The organism is Pseudomonas congelans, assembly GCF_900103225.1.
Classification (GTDB): domain Bacteria; phylum Pseudomonadota; class Gammaproteobacteria; order Pseudomonadales; family Pseudomonadaceae; genus Aquipseudomonas; species Aquipseudomonas congelans.
Genome location: NZ_FNJH01000005.1, coordinates 46,959 through 65,280 on the forward strand (window position 1 = coordinate 46,959; position 18,322 = coordinate 65,280).

Here is an 18,322-nt window from a genome sequence, read left to right on the forward strand (position 1 = left end):
ATCCTCCCTCGAAAACCTCCAGACAATTCCCTCCCCGCAATCCCGTCCAGCGTCTAAGCTTGTGTCAGGTGCTTTGACAGGATGACCGGACAATCGACTATGGGCGCATTTCGGCATTCAGATAGCAAGCAAGAGACGCTATCCGCTGATCGTGAGGATGATCCTCGTACGCCCAGACATCCTCGTCGCAAGCGATACGGATGGCGGGTGTTCTGGGTAGTGGTGGTGTTGGCCGGGATTGCATTGGGCGTTGCGGTTGCCGTGGAGAGCAGAACCTCCAGGCTTCAGGCGCGGGAATTCAGCCGCTTTGCCGCGAGCCTGGGTTATTCGATGCAGCCGGGGGCAAGCCATGATGTGGTGTATCCCGGTGACGGGCCGTTCGACAGACGCCTGGGCTATTCATCCATGGATGAATTCCTGTCGCGCCTGCTCAAGCGCGATTATGTGATTACGCGCCAGACCCGTTTTTCCCCGGAACTGTTGCGTTACGTCCGGCATGGGTTTTTCGTCCCTTACGAGGAAAAGACCCAGGCCGGGCTGTCGATCACCGATTGCCGGAACGAGTCGCTGTACGAGTTCAGATACCCACAGCAGTTTTACCCGACCTTTGCCGCCATTCCGCCGCTGCTGGTGAACAGCCTGCTGTTTATCGAAAACCGCGATCTGCTCGATCCGCAGCAGCCCATGGCCAACCCTGCGGTGGACTGGCCACGTTTTGTCAAAGCCGCCTGGTCGCAACTGGCGAAGATGTTTGCACTCCCCGGCCAGTCCGCCGGGGGCAGCACGCTGGCCACTCAGCTGGAAAAATACCGTCATTCCCCCGACGGGCTGACGCTGTCGGGTTCGGAAAAGTTGCGGCAGATGATTTCCGCCAGCGTTCGCGCCTATCAGCCGGGGACCGAAACACTCGCCGTGCGCCAGCGAGTGGTGCGTGACTACCTGAACAGCGTACCGCTGTCTGCGGTGCCGGGGCATGGCGAGGTGCATGGTCTGGCCGAAGGGCTGAGGGTGTGGTTCGGCGCAGACTTCGCCAAAACCAACGAGATAATGGCTTCGAATCCGGGCGATAAACAGGCGCTGGCCGACAAGGCGCTGGCGTTGCGGGAAGTGCTCTCGCTGGTGATCGCCCAGCGTCGTCCGTCGCACTATCTGGCCAAGGGTCGTCCAGAGCTGGCAGAACTGACCGACAGCCATATTCGTTTGCTGGCCCAAGCCAACGTCATCGACCGACCGCTGGCCGATGCCGCGCTGGCATCCCAAGTCACCTACCGCGACTGGGCGCAGCAACCGACCCTGCAGCCTATCGAAACCAACAAGGGTATAAGTGTTGCGCGCACTCGCCTGTCGAATCTGCTCAATCGCCCGCTTTACGACCTGGACCGTCTCGACCTGTCCGCCACCAGCACCCTGCATGGCGAATTGCAGCGCAGCGTCAGCCAGTACCTGCGTGACCTGGCCAACCCTGAATTTGCCGCAAAGACCGGTCTGATGGGCGAGCGCCTGTTGACCCCGGCCAGCACAACACAGGTGCGCTACAGCTTCACGCTGTTTGAACGTGGCGTGGACGGCTCGCGGGTCAGGGTCCAGACCGACAGCACCGATCAGCCTTTCGACATCAACGAAGGCAGCAAGCTGGAGCTGGGCTCGACGGCGAAGATGCGCGTGCTGACGACGTATCTGGAGATCATCGCCGAGCTGCATGGGCGCTATGCAGGCTTGAGCCCTGCGCAACTGCGCAAAGTCCCTGTCGAGGAACCGGATCGGCTGACCCGCTGGGCGGTGGATTACCTGCTGATGAACAAGGACCGTGACCTGGCGAAGATGCTCTCGGCCGCACTCGACCGCACTTATTCGGCCAGCCCGGCAGAAGCGTTCTTCACCGGTGGCGGTATGCACCGTTTCAATAATTTCCGGCGCGAGGACAACGGGCGGATTCCGACCCTGCGCGAATCGCTGCGTGAGTCGATCAACCTGCCGTTCATTCGCCTGATGCGCGATGTGGTGCGCTACAGCACCTATCAGGCGCCCAACAACAGCGCCGAGCTGCTCAAGGATGACGACAACCCGCGCCGCCAGGAATACCTGGCGCAGTTTGCCGACCGCGAAGGCACGGTATTTCTGCTGCGCTTCTGGAAACGCTACAAAGAAAAGACTACGCAAGAGCGACTCGACACCTTTCTGGACGGCATTCACCCGACGGCTATTCGCCTGGCTGCGGTACACCGTTATCTGTTGCCGGGCGCTGATCAGGGAACATTCAACGCGTTCATCCGCGCCCACCTCGACGAGCCCAGGGCGAGCTCGAAACTCACCGACAAACGTCTTGCCGATCTGTACAAGAGTTACGGTCCGGGCACTTATGACCTGCCCGATCAAGGCTACATCGCCCGCGTCCATCCTCTGGAACTGTGGCTGGTAGGCTACCTGCTCAAACACCCGGAAGCCCAGTTCAAGGATGCAGTGGCCGCCAGTCGTTTCGAGCGTCAGGAAGTCTATGGCTGGCTGTTCAAGAGTCGCCACAAGGGCGCTCGCGACAGCCGGGTGCGGACCATGATGGAGGTCGAAGCGTTTTTGGACATCGAGCAACGCTGGCAACGCGTGGGTTATCCCTTCGACCACCTGGTGCCTTCGCTGGCGACGGCTATCGGCAGTTCGGGAGATCGTCCGGCGGCGCTAGCCGAGCTGATCGGCATCATCCAGAACGATGGCATCCGCCTGCCTGCAGTGCGCATCGACAGTCTGCATTTTGCCGCCGATACGCCTTACGACACCCAGTTGAGCATCAATCCGGAACTGGGCAAGCGTGTGTTGCCATCGGAAGTTGCAGCGGCAATGCGCGAGGCCTTGTCGCAAGTGGTGGACGGCGGCACGGCCAAACGCGTGCAAGGCACATTCAAGATGCAGGACGGCAGCGTTCTGGCGATGGGTGGCAAGACCGGTACCGGAGACAACAGGATCGAAAGCGTCGGTGCGGGCGGGCGCATTCTCAGCTCAAGAGCGATCAACCGCACGGCGACGTTTGTGTTTTATATCGGCGACAACCACTTTGGCGCACTGACGGCGTTTGTGCCGGGCCGCGCTGCCGAGGGCTTTCGCTTCACCTCGGCGTTGCCGGTGCAGGTGCTCAAAGGCATGGCACCGATCCTGACGCCGTACCTCGAAAACCACGGACAGGCAATGTGCAACGCCCCGCTTGCCGATCCGCCCAGGGGTGCCTGATCGGCTATGACCGCTCGTCTGCCGGCTCTGTGATTACAATAAGATATATCTTAAGGTATATCTAACTTGTAACCAGAGATCAAAAACATGCGTGAAGACAAACACCCACCCCACCACCGTCCGCCGCATCTTCGTGAAGCAGGTGAAGATCGCGACGGTTTTGAAAAACGCCCAGGCCGCGAACGCGGTGGACGTGGCCCACGGGTTTTCGCCCCTGGCGATCTGAAATTGCTGCTGTTGGCGTTGATTGCCGAACAGCCCGCCCACGGTTATGACCTGATCCGCAAGATCGAAGGTCTGTTCGAGGGGGCGTACTGCCCCAGCCCCGGCGTTATCTACCCCACCCTGACATTTCTTGAAGAAAGCGAAATGGTCCTCGGCGATGCCCAGGCCGGCAAGAAGCTCTACACCGTCACCGATGCGGGCCGCCAATCCCTGGCGGATCAGGCGGTGGCTCTGGAAGGTGTGCGCATGCGCATCGATGTCAGCAAGCGTTCACTGCGCGGCCATGATCGCCCGCCGGAAATTCATGAAGCGGTGCACAACCTGCGCCACGCGCTGCAGATGCACCATGGCCGCTGGAGTCCGGAAGAAATTCTGCGCGTCAGCGAACTGCTCAACAGCACGGCCAAGGCTGTGGTCGATGGGCCTCAACCTGTAGCGGAGGAGTCGGCATGAATTCACCTCAGTCAATCCATCGCGTCATGCATGAAATCAAGCGTCGCAAGCTGCAGGTGGTGCGGGTCACGGAACTGACCCCGCTGATGCGCCGCATCACATTGCACGGGCCGGAGCTGGCGGGTTTCATCAGCCTGGGCACCGATGACCATGTCAAACTGTTCTTCCCGCAAACGGCAGAAGAACAGGCCGCGCTGGAGAACCTCAACCCTGCCGGCGACAAGGACACGCCGCGCCCGCCGATGCGCGATTACACGCCGCGTCGCTACGACGAAAAAACCGGGGAGCTGGATATCGATTTCGTGCTGCATGGCGAAGGACCGGCGGCCACCTGGGCCGCTCAGGCAGCGCCCGGGCAATTCCTGCACATCGCAGGGCCAAAGGGTTCGATGGTGGTGCCGGACATGTTCGACAGCTACCTGCTGATCGGCGACGAAACAGCCATTCCCGCCATCGCACGACGCCTCGAATCGCTGCCCGCCAACCGTGCTGCGCTGGTGGTGGTCGAAGTGGCCAATCCGCAGGAACAGCAGGTGTTCGATAGCGCCGCACAGGTCGACGTGATCTGGATCGTACGCGACGAACAGAATCTGCTGGACGTCACGCGTCGCCTGGAGATGCCCGAGGGCAAGCTGTACGCCTGGGTCGCGACCGAATCTGCGCTATCACGCAAGCTGCGTCGCGTGCTGCTCGACGAGTTCGGCCTGGAAGAAGACTTCGTCAAGGCCGCCGGTTACTGGAAGCTGGACAGCACTGAAGAATGAGCTGGACCGGGCGACTCACAACGTACGACGAGACGCCCGTTTATCGACACCCAGCAGCAATAATGCGATCAGCACGAAACCGAGCAGTACGCCCAGCGCATTGATGAATGCCTTCGGAAAACCGAGCGTGCCGACATCGATGAACGGGTACAGGTAATCACCGAACATGTGGCCACGCAGCAGGACGTAGGCGAAGTAGACGATCGGATAGATCGCCCAGAGCGCTACGTGGCTCAGACGCAACGCGCCCTTGGGCACGTACAGCCACCAATAAAGCACGAATGCCAGCGGCATTATGTCGTGCAGCAGTTCGTCGGCCACCCACTGCCAGCCTTCCGGGTGCCACAAGTGACGCAACAGAATGTTGTAGGCGATGCCCACCAGCGCAATGCTCACCGCAATGCCGCCACACACGACTGGATGCCGGAAGAACCGGTGGCCTACCGACTGCTGTGTGGTCAGCGCGCAACTCAGGGCGACCGCTACCAGCGTGTTGGTCAGCACGGTGAAGAAACTTGAAAAGCGCACCAGCCCGCCCAGCAGACTGGCGTGATCGGCGTAGCGGCCAATCAGGATCAGGTAAAGCTGAATCACCAGGCCCGACCAGCCAAGGCAAGCGGCCACAAGGGCGTAATAGCGCTGTCCGTGCGCAGGTTGTGGATGTTCGCTGAGCATCAATCGGTATCCTTGAGTGCCGGCCTCCATGCCGGACTGTTCTGGCGGGCCTGTTACCAGCCCTTGCTGCGATGCAATTTCACGTACAGCGCTTCGACCTTTTCACGCGCCCAGGGTGTCTTGCGCAGGAAAGTCAGACTGGACTTGATGCTCGGATCGCTTTTGAAGCAGCGAATATCGATGCGCTCGGCGAGGCCGGACCATTCGTAATGTTCGACCAGCGCCCTGAGGATCTGCTCCAGCGTGACGCCATGCAATGGTTCGGAGTTGGGTGTTGTCATGATGAGCCTTGCAACGGATGAAGAGGAGACGAACCTGAACGGATCTCTGGAGTCCGCAGGGGCTTCCCGAAAGTCTGCCATTGTAAGCGCCATGCTTTGATAAAACACCGTCGACCTGGGGCACTATTGCCGGCCTTGCAATGATCCATGTCAGGTTTTTCGCTTTTAGAAAGATCGTTAGCGCCCTATCATTGCCGGGTTAAGGATTGAAGATTCCCCCTTCTGCAGATGTTCCTTCGGACAAAAGCCTATGCACGAATTCGGGCGGTAATGGTCTACGACTCAATGACCGCGCCGGCCGAACGTGCAGCCGCGTTCTGCCTGACGGTTTAATTCCACCGTCGGCGATTCGTCTCAACAAGCAGCTTCAAGGAATAGCGCCAAGGCAGGCGATGCTTAAAACAAGATGTCAATTACTTACTTCTCGCGGAGATTCGCATTATGAGCACTGACAGTGCTTCAAATAGAAATCGCCTGTTACCGACCCTGCTCGGGCTGGTGATCCTGTTGATGGGGCTGGCCTTGCTGGTCGGTGGTGCCCGACTGCTGCAACTGGATGGCTCGCTGTATTACCTGCTGGCCGGTATCGGCTTCGCCGTGACTGGCGTGTTGCTCATCACCGGTCGTGCGGCTGCGCTGGGCCTTTATGCACTGCTGCTGTTCGCGAGCACAGTGTGGTCGTTGTGGGAAGTCGGCCTCGATTGGTGGCAATTGGTGCCACGCCTGGCGCTGTGGTTCGCATTGGGTATCGTGTTGCTGCTGCCGTGGTTCCGCAAGCCGCTGCTGCGCAACGGTCCGGCACGCATGGGCACCGGTGCATTGAGCGTCGCAGTAGTGCTGGCCGGCCTGACCGCGCTGGCGAGCCAGTTCACTAATCCGGGTCGCATCGAAGGCCAGCTGGACCGCGAGACGGCTGGCACGACCAACACCGCCCCGGCCATGCCTGACGGCGACTGGCAGTCCTACGGCCGCACCGCCTTCGGTGACCGCTACTCGCCACTGGCACAGATCACGCCGGAGAACGTCAGCAAGCTGGAACCGGCGTGGACCTATCGTACGGGCGACATTCCGGGACCGAATGACCCGGGTGAAACCACTGCCGAGAACACCCCGCTCAAGGTCAACGGCATGCTTTATGTGTGCACGCCGCACAGCCAGGTGATCGCGCTTGACCCGGATTCGGGCAAGGAAATCTGGCGCTTCGATCCGAAGCTCAGCACTCAGAACGCGGCCAACTTCAAGGGCTGGGCGCACATGACCTGCCGTGGCGTCACCTATCATGACGACGCTGCCTACGCCGCCAGCGCCCCGGCACAAAGCCCGACGGTCCCGGCTGCCGACGGCACGGCCACCGCCAGTGCTGCCTGCCCGCGCAGAATCTTCCTGCCGACTGCCGACACCCGTCTGATCGCGCTGAACGCCGACACCGGCAAGATGTGCGAAGACTTCGGCAACAAGGGTTCGGTTGACCTGACCGCCAACATGGGCACCTTCGCTCCGGGCGGCTACTACTCCACGTCGCCACCCGCGGTCACCAAAGACCTGGTGATTATCGGTGGCCACGTCACTGACAACGTCTCCATGGACGAGCCGTCCGGCGTGATCCGCGCCTATGACGTGCACACCGGCCGTCTGGTCTGGAACTGGGACAGCGGCAATCCGGAAGAAACTGCGCCGATTGCCGAAGGCAAGATCTACACGCGCAACTCGCCGAACATGTGGTCCATGTTCAGCGTCGATGAAAAGCTCGGCATGATCTACCTGCCGATGGGTAACCAGACCCCTGACCAGTGGGGCGGAGACCGTACACCAGAGTCCGAGAAGTACAGCGCGGGCCTGGTTGCACTGGACATCGCGACCGGTCGTGTGCGCTGGGACTTCCAGTTCACTCACCACGACCTGTGGGACATGGACGTCGGTGGTCAGCCGACCCTGCTGGACATGAAAACAGCCGATGGCGTCAAGCCTGCAGTGTTGGCATCGACCAAGCAGGGCAGCATCTACGTGCTGGATCGCAGCACCGGCAAACCGATCGTGCCGATCAATGAAGTGCCAGTCCCGCAAGGCGCTGTCGCGGGCGATCACACCTCGCCGAGCCAGCCCAAGTCCGACCTGAACTTCATGCCGCCGCCGCTCAAGGAGCGCGACATGTGGGGCGTGACGCCGTTTGACCAGATGATGTGCCGGATCGACTTCAAGTCGCTGCGCTACGATGGTCCGTTCACACCACCTTCGCTGCAGGGTTCGATCGTTTATCCGGGTAACTTCGGTGTGTTCGACTGGGGCGGTATTTCCGTCGACCCGGTGCGTCAGATCGCCTTCGTCAATCCTAACTACATGGCTTTCCGTTCGAAGCTGGTACCGTCTGCCGAAGTTGAAGGCGGTCCGGGTCGCAAGAGCGAAACCGAAGGCGTACAGCCGAACAAGGGCGCGCCTTATGGTGTGATCCTGGAAGCACTGCTGTCGCCGATGGGCCTGCCTTGTCAGGCGCCAGCATGGGGTTACGTGGCGGCGGTCGACCTGACCACGCAAAAAACCATCTGGATGCACAAGAACGGCACCGTGCGCGACAGCTCGCCGATCCCGCTCCCGCTGACCATGGGCGTTCCAAGCCTGGGTGGTACGTTCACCACCGCCAGCGGCCTGGCGTTCATGAGCGCTACGCTTGACCAGTACCTGCGTGCCTATGACGTGCGTAACGGCAAGCAATTGTGGGAAGCTCGTCTGCCAGCAGGTGCGCAAACCACACCGATGACCTACACCGGCAAGGATGGTCAGCAATACGTGCTGGTCGTTGCGGGCGGTCACGGCTCACTGGGCACCAAACAGGGTGACTACGTGATGGCGTTCAAACTGCCGAAGTGATGCGTTGCTGAGGTCAATGAAAAGCGGCTATCGAGAGGTAGCCGCTTTTTTTGTCGCCACTGAAACCTGATTCAGTGGCGCCAGCTACCGCGCAAGACTGCGGATCTTCGGGCTAGACGATTATCGTTCCAGACGCTCTGCGTCCTCTCTTGAATATGCAGCGCGGCGCGGATCTGTGACGCGGAGCGTCACGAAATGCATGCCAACGCAGAGCATTGGCACGATAGTGTTCTCGCGCAAGTGTCCTGCCTGAAGTGCCCTCCCAGACGACTATCGTTCCGCACGCTCTGCGTGGGAATGCCGTTCTGGACGCTCTGCGTCCTCTCTTAATGTGCGGTGCGGCGCGGATCTGTGACGCGGAGCGTCACGAAATGCATGCCAACGCGGAGCATTGGCACGATGATGTTCAGACGATTATCGTTCTGGACGCTCTGCGTCCGCTTCCCGGTGCGAATGACTAGCGCGCTTTGGCGCTGCTTTTGTCACTGGCGCGCAGGATGTCGCTCCAGCGGCGCACCAGGTAGTTGTGCTCGTTCATGACCGAGTTCCACACGGCGATGTGGCCCATGCGTTCCTCGTACGAGCCGCCGTCGCGGACTTCTCCGGCATCGATCAGCGGCAAGCCGTCGCTGCCGAGCAGTTGTTCGCGGGCAGGCAGGCCGGCGTACCAGTAATCCCATTCGGCAGCGCTGAGGTGATCGCGGCTGCGTGCCGGATTGCCGATGTAATAGCCCTGCCGCGCCATCACTGCGCCGGGCCAGCCCGACAGCCACCAGTTCAGGTACGCATAGGCGGCATCCAGCACCGGGCCCTTGGCGTGACGTGACAGGGAAAGCCCGCCAAACCAGCCGCGATAGCCCTCTTTGGGCACCGCGACGCGGTACTTCACACCCGCACGGTGCAGCCTGACCAGGGTCGGTGACCAGAGGCTCTGAATGTCGATGTTCGGGCTGAGCATCAGTTCGGCGGCCTCTTCGTCGCCTGACCAGAACGCAGCAAAATGCCCTTGCTGCTGTTTGCGCACTAGCACATCGGCGAGCCGATCGATCTCTTCGATGCTCATGTTGCCGATGTCCTTGAAGCTTGCCAGCCCTGCCCCCTGCACAGCCAGCGCGGCATCCAGTGCGCCGATGGCCGCGTCGCTCTGCAAGGCGATGCGCCCGCCCCACACGGGGTCGAGCAGCCAGCCCCAGCTTTCGTCAGCAGAGCTCAAACCCTCCGGCAAGCGCTCGGGGCGATAGGCGAAGCTGTCGGCGTTATGGGTCAGCGGCAACATGCTGATGCGCTCGGTCACCGTGCTGCCCAAGCTGCCGTCGTGCTGCACGAACAAACGCTCGCTGGGCACACTGCCGCTGCCTGGCTGATCGGTAGGCCGCAGCCGGCCCTGCTTGGGCAGGTCGTTGATTTCGTGCCACAGCGCGATGCGCCGCGTGTCGATGGGTTGAATGGCCCGGGCAGGCCAGACGAAATCGACGTTATGAAACCACTGGTCGTAGAGGTCGTAGCTGTCTGGCTGCATGACCGCGATGCGTTGCGCGGTCTGCACGTCATGAATCTGATAGATCAGTTTGATCCCCAGCTCCTGCTCGGCCCGCTCACGCAAGGACTCCAGCAGGGTCACCGAGGTACCCAGCACGCGCAAGGTGATGGTCATGCTGCCGACTCGCTGAGCGGCGGCGCGAAACTGCCGGAAAATACTTCAAACGAACGACGCAGCAGATCGGGATCGAGACCGCGCAATATGAACACCAGCCGCGAGGTGCGATCCTCGCCCGGCCAGGCGGCAAGGTGCACCGGCGCATGCAGGCAATGCTGCACACCATGAATCACGATGGGAGCCTGATTGTCATTCACGTTGAGCAGCCCTTTGACGCGGAGGATTCGTTCACCGTGGCATCTTAACAGCATCGATAACCATACCCCGAAGCCGACCCAGTCCAGAGGGCGCTCGAACGTCAGGCAACAGACCTGCGCATCGCCATGCCGCGCGGAGGTCGACATCACTCGATGCAGTTGCCAGCGCGTCACTTCAGCAGCCGGTTCGTCGCTGCGCATGCCCTCGCCCAGCAACAACTGATCGCCGCTGTGGACGTCCGCCGTATCCAGCAGTGGCGCAGAAAAATTCAGCGCTTGCAGATGCTGGCGCAGGCCATCCAGCACCGACTCATCGACCAGATCGGTCTTGCTCAACAGCAGCCGGTCTGCCGCCGCGACCTGCGCCAGCCACTCCGGATGCAGACGCTCCTGCAGCGTCGCGTGGCAGGCGTCGACCAGCGTGACAATCAGACCGATATGAAAACGCCCGCGCAGTTGCGGGTCGTTGCTCAGCGTAGTGAGAATCGGCGCCGGATCAGCCAAGCCGGTGGTCTCCAGAATCACCCGGCGAAACGCAGGAATTTCACCTCGATTACGCCGCTCCAGAAGACCGAGCAGCGCATCCTTCAACTCACCGCGGACGGTGCAGCAGACACAACCGCTGGGCAGCAGCACGGTATCCGGTGCGACCTCTTCAACCAGCAGATGATCGATACCCACATCGCCGAATTCGTTGATCAGCAGCGCGGTGTCACCCATGTTTTCATCGGCCAGCAGGCGTTTGAGCAACGTGGTCTTGCCGCTGCCGAGAAAGCCGGTAATCACGTTCAGGGCGATACTCATGATGACCTCTGCAGATGATCGAGCAGACGTGAATCGAGCGGATCCAATTGCCGGCCGATCAGCAACTCGGCCTTCTGCCAGAGCTGCTCCAGCCCGGTCGCCAGTTCCTGCTTGCCGGTGGCCCCGAGCAGAAGATAGGAAACGCCCTGAAAATCTTCGACCTTCAGACGAAACGGCGCGACCACCTTGTTGATTGCAGCAATGCGCCGCAAGCGCTCACGCCGCCGGGGCAGCTCGGCAGCCAGCGGATCGCTCCAGTGCACGTCTTCTCCCAACAGCCCGCACAATCCACACATCAAGTGTTCTCCAGCTGTTTGCTCATGGCATGACGTCGCCGGAATTGGGGCCCAGTGTCTGACCGACGAACAGGTTGCCACCCGGCTCGCTGGCCAACAGCACCGCCACCGGGGCGACCTCCTCGGCCAGACCGAAGCGGCCCAGAGGCAACTCGGCGGCCTTGGCGATTTTCCAGGCGCTGCTGATCCCGGCGACCAGTGGGGTTTCGATCGGACCGGGGGCAATGGCGTTGACCAACACGTTGTCCTTGGCGACTTCCAGCGCCAGGGACTTGCTGAAACCGATCACCCCGGCCTTGGCCGCGGCGTAGTGGGTCAGTTCGGCACCGCCCTTGATACCCAGTTGCGAAGCGACATTGATGATGCGCCCCCAGCGCTGAGCAATCATGTGCGGCAATGCACGTTGACTGGCCACGAACACGCTGGTCAGGTCGATGCGCAGCATGTCGTTCCACATGTCGAGCGTCAGGTCGACGCAACGTGCCTGGGTCAGCATGCCCGCGTTGTTGACCAGAATGTCGATGCCACCGAACTGTTCGACACAGGCATCGACGCTGGCTTGCGCGCCTTCGACGCTGCCCACATCGGCCACGCACTCCTGAACCTGGGCGCCCAGCTGGCGGCACTCTGCGGCGATCTTCGCCAGGCTGTCGGCGTCCCGGTCGCCCAGCACCAGACGCGCGCCCTCAACCGCGTAGGCACGGGCGATGGCTGCGCCGATGCCACTGCCTGCTCCGGTGATCACTGCGCGTTTTTGTTTGAGTTGCTGCATGAGTCGGATTCCTTGGTTGGTTTGGGGATCACTGCGTACTGTTCGCGAACGCTCAGTTACTGGCACACCGCTCCCAGCGTCTGCACTGAACGCTTCGCGAGCAAGCTCGCTCCCGATCTGATTCGGTCTACCCCGGCCAGCGCACGGTCAGGCCACCGTCGATCACAATGCTTTGTCCAGTCAGGTAACTGGCTTCATCGCTGCACAGAAAACGCACCAGCGCAGCGACTTCATCCGCTCGCCCGACTCGGCCCAGCGGGATGGCTTTGGCTGCCTGCGCCAGACCTTCCGGCCCCAGCGAGTTGGTGCTGTCCAGCGATTGCGGCGTCTCGATCAGGCCGGGAATCACAGCGTTGCAACGGATGCCCTGCGGAGCGAGTTCCACCGCCAGTGACCGGCACAACCCTGGCACGCCGGCCTTGGCCGCTGCGTAATGGGAATGGTCCTGCCAGCCATATACACCGCCGGCAATCGAGGAAATCGCCACCAGCGCCCCGCCCTCGCCCATGTGCCGGACGGCGGCACGGAAGGTGCGCATCACGCCGGTCAGGTCCACGTCGAGCATCTCGTTCCAGCGCTCGTCGGTCATTTCCAGCAACGGCGCGCGGCGCAACAATCCGGCATTGGCGACCGCGTAGTCGATGCGGCCGAACAACTTGACCGCCTGCGCGGCCAGGTCATCGACCGACTCGGTGAAGGTCACGTCCAGCGGCAGCATCAGGCATTCGCCGCCCGCTTCCGCCACCAGCCTGCGGGTTTCGTCCGGATCATGCGGGTCAGCCGGATAGAACCCGCCTGCCACCGCCACACCCTGGTGGGCAAAAGCCACTGCCAGCGCCTGACCGATGCCGCTGGCGGCACCGGTTATCACTGCAACTTTACGCGTCATGTGCTGCTCCTCATTTCACCGTTTCAGGTCGCACGTGTTTGGCGGCAAACATCAGCGCCCCCGACAGGAAGCAAGGCACTGCGCCGAAGTACAACGCCGAGGTCTGCCAGTCGCCGCCTGCGCTCAGTACCGACGTGGCACCGAAGCCTGCGACCACAGCACCGAGCGGGCCCATGGCATGGATGATTGCGCCGCCTGTGGCACGAATGCTGGTCGGGAAGCTTTCGCTGATGAAGAACAATGCCGCCGAGTAAGGGCCGATCAGGAAGAACAGCCCCAGGCTGTACAAGCCGACCACCGTCACCATGTTGCTTGGTCCGTAAAGCATGCCGGCAAACGCCAGGCCGCCGAGCATCCAGCCAAGGCCGATGACATTGCGGCGACCGATCCGGTCACCCATCCAGCCGTGACACAGGTAGCCGCAATAGCCCACCAGGTTGGACAGCACCAGAATGATCAGCGAGTTCTCGAACGAGATGTGGTGGACGCTGACGATTACCGTCGTACCCAGCACACTGAATACCTGAATGGCCGCCCAGTTGAGCAGGATCGCAGCACCGATCACCAGGGTTGCGCGGCGCGAAGAACCGCGAAAGGCAGCGCCGATACCGGCCTTGCTGTGTTCTTCGTAATCCACCCCGTAGGTCTGCGCCACGGCCTTCGCCTGACTGAGGTCGCCCTTCTTGCGCAGCTGGGTGATGCGTTGATGGATCTGAAACTGCGGGCTCTCCTTGAGCTTGCGCGCCAGGATCGCGATGATGATGGCCGGGATGGCCGCGAACACGAAGCAGCCCTGCCAGCCAATGACCGGCAACAGCACCGCTGTCAGACCGGCCGCGATCAGCGCACCGACCGGCCAGCCGCCCTGCACCAGGCTATAGATGAAGCCACGGCGCTTGGTCAGTCGCGGGTCGTCGGAGGCGGCATAGATCTCGCTCAGGTAGGTCGCATTGACCGTTTCCTCTGCGTAACCCAGACCGCCCAGCGAACGGATGAGGATCAGGGGCGATTTGCCCCACGATCCGCCGATGGCCGTGAGCGCCGAGCAGATCGCCGAGCCACTCACGGTGAAAATAATACCCACGCGCCGTCCCAGGCGATCTACCAGCGGGCCGATGGCCAGGGCCACCACCGCGGTGCCGACCGCGACCCAGGTCGCGATTTCGGCCTGTTCGACCTCACTCCAGCTGAAATGCCGACCGATTTCCGGTAACAGCGTGCCAAACAGAATGAAGTCATATACCGCAAACACCCACGCGAAAAACGCAATCCATGTGGCGAACCGTACTTGCTCCGGAGTCAGTTGCTCAGGTTTCCAGCCGGTCAGGTCGAGCTTATTGTAAATGGACATGAGTGACGCCTCGGACAGGGCAATGAATCAGCGGGTACGGGGGTTGCGACGCACGAAGTCGTCGGCAATCTCGTCGAAAGTGACGAACTTGACGCCAGCATGGCTCTGAATGTGCTCGATCAAGCGCTCAAGCATCAGCAGCACTTGCGGGCGACCAGACACGTCCGGGTGAATGGTCATGGTGAAAACAGCATGTTCATGTTCGCGATAGACCCAGTCGAACTGGTCGCGCCACATTTCTTCCAGGTGCCGAGGGTTGACGAAACCGTGGCTGTTCGGCGCCTTCTTGATGAACATCATCGGCGGCAGATCGTCCAGGTACCAGTTGGCCGGGATTTCCACCAGATCGGTTTCTTCGCCGCGTACCAGTGGTTTCATCCAGGTATCCGGATGCTGGCTGTAATCGATCTTGGTCCACTTGTCGCCCACGCGAACGTAGTAAGGATGGAAGTCGTTGTGCATCAGGCTGTGGTCGTACTTGATACCTTTCTTGAGCAGCAGCTCGTTGGTGACGTTGCTGAATTCCCACCACGGCGCTACATAGCCGGTCGGACGTTTGCCGGTCATTTGCGTGATCAGGTCGATGGACTTGTCGAGGACGATCTCCTCTTGCTCCGGGGTCATCGCAATCGGGTTTTCATGGCTGTAACCATGCACACCGATTTCATGCCCGGCGTCCGCCACAGCTTTCATCTGCTCTGGGAAAGTCTCCATGGAGTGCCCCGGAATGAACCAGGTGGTGCGCAGACCGTAACGCTCGAACAACTTGAGCAGACGCGGCGCGCCGACTTCACCGGCGAACAGGCCACGAGAAATATCGTCCGGCGAGTCCTCGCCACCATAGGAGCCCAGCCAGCCGGCAACGGCATCCACATCCACACCAAACGCACACAGAATTTCTTTGGCCATCGTTGTTCTCCCACGGGTTATTCAGATCGGCTTCGCGCTGTACGGCACGCGGGCCGGTTGGCACTGCAAAACGTGTTCAAGGGGCTGCGATCAATGACTCCACGGTCAGCGCCGCACGCAGCAGCCGCGCGTCTTCGCCTGCCGGTGCGCTGAGCAACAGCCCGGTGGGCAGGCCCGAGGCGTCGCGGCCGCAGGGCAGTGACACGCCGGGCATGTTCAGCAGGCTGCCGGGCATGGTCAGGCGCAGCGTGGCGAGGTTGGTTTGAACGAACAGATCGTCGTCATTCAGCAGCGGTGCGAGCGGCGGTGCCACATGGGCCACCGTCGGGGTAATCAACAGCGCGCCGTCCAGTTCTAGGGTCAACTGCTCCTGCAACCGCTCGCGCGCGGCGTACAGATTGACCAGCAGGCTGGCCGGCATGGAACGGGCTGCCTCCAGGCGCTTGCGAACCCTGGGGTCGAGCTGGCTGGCGGCGTCGCTGTCGAGCAACGCCTGATGCAGCGCGAACGCTTCGGCGGCGCCAAGCCAGCCCTGTTGCTGAGTCAGCAACAACGTGGCCTGAAATGCCTGGCAAGGCTTGACCTCGATCAGTGCACCGCCTGAACGCAAGGCTTCAACGGCACGCAACAGGTTGTCGCGCACGGCTGGCGTGACGCGCTCGTCTTCCAGCACCGCCTGATCGAGCAGAAAACGCTGACCGGCCAGGCTGCGCGGTATCAACGATGAGGGTTTGCTGCGCGCGCAGAGCAGATCGTCGATCACCAGAGCGTCGCGCACGCTGCGGGTCAGTGGCCCGACGCTGTCCAGCGTCAGCGCCAGCGGGAAAACGCCGTCGCGGCTATAGCGGCGACTGGTGCTGCGAAACCCCACCAGGCCGTTGAGCGCTGCCGGAACACGAATAGAACCGGCGGTATCGGTGCCCATTGCGATCGGCACTGTGCCATTGGCCACGGCGACTGCCGAACCTGAAGACGAACCGCCAGGAATGCGCGGCGAGCTGTCGCTGTTGGGGTTGATCGGCGTACCGAAATGCGGGTTCAGGCCCAGCCCTGAATAAGCGAATTCACTGAGGTTGGTCTTGCCAAGGCTGACCATCCCGGACCGTGCCAACAGCCCGACACTCGGCGCATCCAGCAGCGCGGGCGAAAGGTTGTTGCGCACTGCGGCACCGGCGGTGGTGACGCTGCCTGCCACGTCGAAAAGGTCTTTCCAGGCGATGGGCACGCCGTCGAAGGGGCTCAATGGCTGCCCTTGGTGCCAGCGGGCCGCAGACGCTTCGGCTTCCCGGCGTGCCCGTTCGATACTCATGGAAATGAACACATGATCGGCCTGTGCCGCCTGTTGCAGGGCCTTGTCCAGAGCCTGCACAGGGTCACTGCGGCCCTGAGCAAAATCCTCGGCCAGTGCGCAGGCATCACGGGTAACGCTGTGACTCCCGGTATCGGTCATGGACATCACACCTTTAAAAATGTACTTATTAATAAAATGTACATTTAATAAAGGCAGATTCCATGCCAATCTGCACTGCACGGCGCCGTGACCCAAGCGAGCGGATCGCCCTTTCGCGCTGGAACCGCCGTCCTAGAAACCTTTTTTCAAAAGCATCAACCAGTTGCGACAACGCTTCGCCAGAGCACAAGATCGTCATAAAGAAATAATGTATCTTTTATAAAAGGTACATTTCAGTGCAAAAAAGTAACGGTGGCCCCATGAGCGAGCATAAGGACGTGTGCCAAGGTGACAACAACGCTTCTGTGCGAGAATCGTCCGTCAACCGCCAGAAGTGTATGAAACCGATGTCAGAAGAGGACCAGCGAACCGCGTCGCGCTACGCCATGATCCGCGAGGTGTTGCGTAACGCAATCGTCTCGGGCGCGGCCGTCAATGGACTGGTGCTGCTTGAAGCACCGCTGGCAGAACTGTTCGGCACCAGCCGGGTGCCGGTGCGCAAGGCGCTCAATCTGCTGCATGAAGAAGGCTTGATCAGCCGCTTCGATGGCCGGGGTTATCTGGTCAATCCTGACGCGCGGGACGTCGAGCCGCTGCGCCTGAGCCTGAGCCACAAGCAGTTCGGGCTGGACAGCAGCGAAGAACTGGTCGACACCCGTCCGCTCGGCGAACGTATTCATGATGAGATCGGTGCGGCACTGTCGGCCTGTATCGCCTTTGGTCACTATCGGCTGGATGAGCAAAGCGCCGCGCAGCATTACGGAGTGAGCCGCGCAGTGGTTCGTGAGGCGCTGATGCGTCTGCGGGATCGCGGCCTGGTGGAAAAAGAGCCTTACTCGCAATGGCTGGCGGGGCCGCTGACCGCCCGGGAAATCACTGAAGACTACGAACTGCGCGCCTGCCTTGAGCCCGAAGCCTTGCGCCAGACAGCGCCACAGCTGAGCCGAGAAACCCTCGAAGCAATGCTGGCCAGAGTCATCGAGGCGCAAAACGCCGAGCAGTGCAGCCTTGAGGAGATTGAGCGCCTTGAGGACGACCTGCATCAGCAATGCCTGGGCGGCCTGCAAAACCGCAAGATCGCCATGCTGATCAGCCAGGCCCAGAGCCCAATGATCATCAACCGGATTTTCTACCGCCTGCTGAGCATTGGCGCCGATGAGGCGATGCTGGCCGAACACCGGCTGATCATCGAATTGCTGCTGCACGGCGCCTTCGACGCCGCCGCCCTGAACCTCAAGGAACACCTGCTACGCGCCCGACAGCGCATGCTGCAACGCCTGAAAGTGCTGGCGGTATTGCCGGAACAGGAAGTGCCGGGGTATCTGACGCGGTTGAGTTGAGGTGGGCTGAAGTTGGAGTTAACGCTACAGAGACTATCGTTACCACGCGGCGCGGCGTCGATTTGTGACGCGGAGCATCACGAACGGCATGCCAACGCGGAGCATCGGCACGATAGTGTTCTCGCGAAAGTGCTCTCCCTGAAGATTATCGTTCCGCACGCTCCAGCGTGGGAAC

Annotated in this window: 15 protein-coding genes; 5 read left to right on the forward strand and 10 right to left on the reverse strand. The window is 61.3% G+C overall.

Translation table 11 applies throughout. The features are described 5' to 3' along the window. The first annotated feature begins 99 nt into the window (after positions 1 to 99). The 3 genes from BLR20_RS17480 to BLR20_RS17490 all read left to right on the forward strand — a co-directional run bounded on the left by BLR20_RS17480 (position 100) and on the right by BLR20_RS17490 (position 4,661). The gene (locus BLR20_RS17480; protein ID WP_054993436.1) at positions 100 to 3,219 is read left to right on the forward strand and encodes a transglycosylase domain-containing protein; all 3,120 of its coding nucleotides are present in this window, start codon (positions 100 to 102) and stop codon (positions 3,217 to 3,219) included. Between the two features lie 87 nt (positions 3,220 to 3,306). Then, on the forward strand, positions 3,307 to 3,897 hold the full coding sequence (locus BLR20_RS17485; protein ID WP_054993437.1) for a PadR family transcriptional regulator: 591 nt from the start codon (positions 3,307 to 3,309) through the stop codon (positions 3,895 to 3,897). Next, positions 3,894 to 4,661 (forward strand): siderophore-interacting protein, encoded by a 768-nt coding sequence (locus BLR20_RS17490; RefSeq protein ID WP_054993438.1) that lies wholly within the window; start codon positions 3,894 to 3,896, stop codon positions 4,659 to 4,661. The genes BLR20_RS17485 and BLR20_RS17490 overlap by 4 nt, the downstream gene beginning before the upstream one ends. Before the next feature lie 15 nt (positions 4,662 to 4,676). Here BLR20_RS17490 and BLR20_RS17495 read toward each other — a convergent pair whose 3' ends face one another. Further along, positions 4,677 to 5,336 carry a Pr6Pr family membrane protein gene (locus tag BLR20_RS17495; RefSeq protein WP_054993439.1) on the reverse strand — a complete coding sequence of 220 codons (660 nt, stop codon included), beginning with the start codon at positions 5,334 to 5,336 and terminating at the stop codon, positions 4,677 to 4,679. Positions 5,337 to 5,389: 53 nt separating this feature from the next. Further along, positions 5,390 to 5,617, reverse strand: coding sequence for a VF530 family protein (locus BLR20_RS17500; protein ID WP_054993440.1), 228 nt, complete (start codon positions 5,615 to 5,617; stop codon positions 5,390 to 5,392). A gap of 441 nt (positions 5,618 to 6,058) precedes the next feature. Between BLR20_RS17500 and BLR20_RS17505 the strand changes: the two genes are divergently transcribed. Continuing rightward, a complete protein-coding gene (locus BLR20_RS17505; RefSeq protein ID WP_054993441.1) occupies positions 6,059 to 8,482 on the forward strand; it encodes a glucose/quinate/shikimate family membrane-bound PQQ-dependent dehydrogenase in 2,424 nt (807 codons plus the stop codon). 457 nt (positions 8,483 to 8,939) lie between these two features. Here BLR20_RS17505 and BLR20_RS17515 read toward each other — a convergent pair whose 3' ends face one another. The 8 genes from BLR20_RS17515 to BLR20_RS17550 all read right to left on the reverse strand — a co-directional run bounded on the left by BLR20_RS17515 (position 8,940) and on the right by BLR20_RS17550 (position 16,807). Beyond that, positions 8,940 to 10,136 carry an ABC transporter substrate-binding protein gene (locus tag BLR20_RS17515; RefSeq protein WP_054993442.1) on the reverse strand — a complete coding sequence of 399 codons (1,197 nt, stop codon included), beginning with the start codon at positions 10,134 to 10,136 and terminating at the stop codon, positions 8,940 to 8,942. Then, on the reverse strand, positions 10,133 to 11,140 hold the full coding sequence (locus tag BLR20_RS17520; RefSeq protein ID WP_010434912.1) for a CobW family GTP-binding protein: 1,008 nt from the start codon (positions 11,138 to 11,140) through the stop codon (positions 10,133 to 10,135). Before BLR20_RS17520 ends, BLR20_RS17515 begins: the two co-directional genes overlap by 4 nt. Continuing rightward, complete coding sequence (locus BLR20_RS17525) at positions 11,137 to 11,436, reverse strand: hypothetical protein (RefSeq protein WP_054993443.1); 300 nt, start codon at positions 11,434 to 11,436, stop codon at positions 11,137 to 11,139. Before BLR20_RS17525 ends, BLR20_RS17520 begins: the two co-directional genes overlap by 4 nt. Positions 11,437 to 11,458: 22 nt before the next feature. Further along, positions 11,459 to 12,208: an SDR family NAD(P)-dependent oxidoreductase gene (locus tag BLR20_RS17530; protein WP_054993444.1), complete on the reverse strand. Its 750-nt coding sequence runs from the start codon at positions 12,206 to 12,208 to the stop codon at positions 11,459 to 11,461. 127 nt (positions 12,209 to 12,335) lie between these two features. After that, on the reverse strand, positions 12,336 to 13,097 hold the full coding sequence (locus BLR20_RS17535) for an SDR family NAD(P)-dependent oxidoreductase (RefSeq protein ID WP_032614861.1): 762 nt from the start codon (positions 13,095 to 13,097) through the stop codon (positions 12,336 to 12,338). A gap of 10 nt (positions 13,098 to 13,107) precedes the next feature. Next, positions 13,108 to 14,448: an MFS transporter gene (locus BLR20_RS17540; RefSeq protein WP_010434915.1), complete on the reverse strand. Its 1,341-nt coding sequence runs from the start codon at positions 14,446 to 14,448 to the stop codon at positions 13,108 to 13,110. Positions 14,449 to 14,475: 27 nt separating this feature from the next. Beyond that, a complete protein-coding gene (locus BLR20_RS17545; RefSeq protein ID WP_002554892.1) occupies positions 14,476 to 15,357 on the reverse strand; it encodes a polysaccharide deacetylase family protein in 882 nt (293 codons plus the stop codon). Between the two features lie 76 nt (positions 15,358 to 15,433). Further along, positions 15,434 to 16,807 (reverse strand): amidase, encoded by a 1,374-nt coding sequence (locus tag BLR20_RS17550; protein WP_010434916.1) that lies wholly within the window; start codon positions 16,805 to 16,807, stop codon positions 15,434 to 15,436. Positions 16,808 to 17,154: 347 nt separating this feature from the next. On the opposite strand from BLR20_RS17550, the gene BLR20_RS17555 reads away from it, so the two are divergent. Continuing rightward, a complete protein-coding gene (locus BLR20_RS17555) occupies positions 17,155 to 18,147 on the forward strand; it encodes a GntR family transcriptional regulator (RefSeq protein ID WP_412778624.1) in 993 nt (330 codons plus the stop codon). Positions 18,148 to 18,322: the final 175 nt, after the last annotated feature.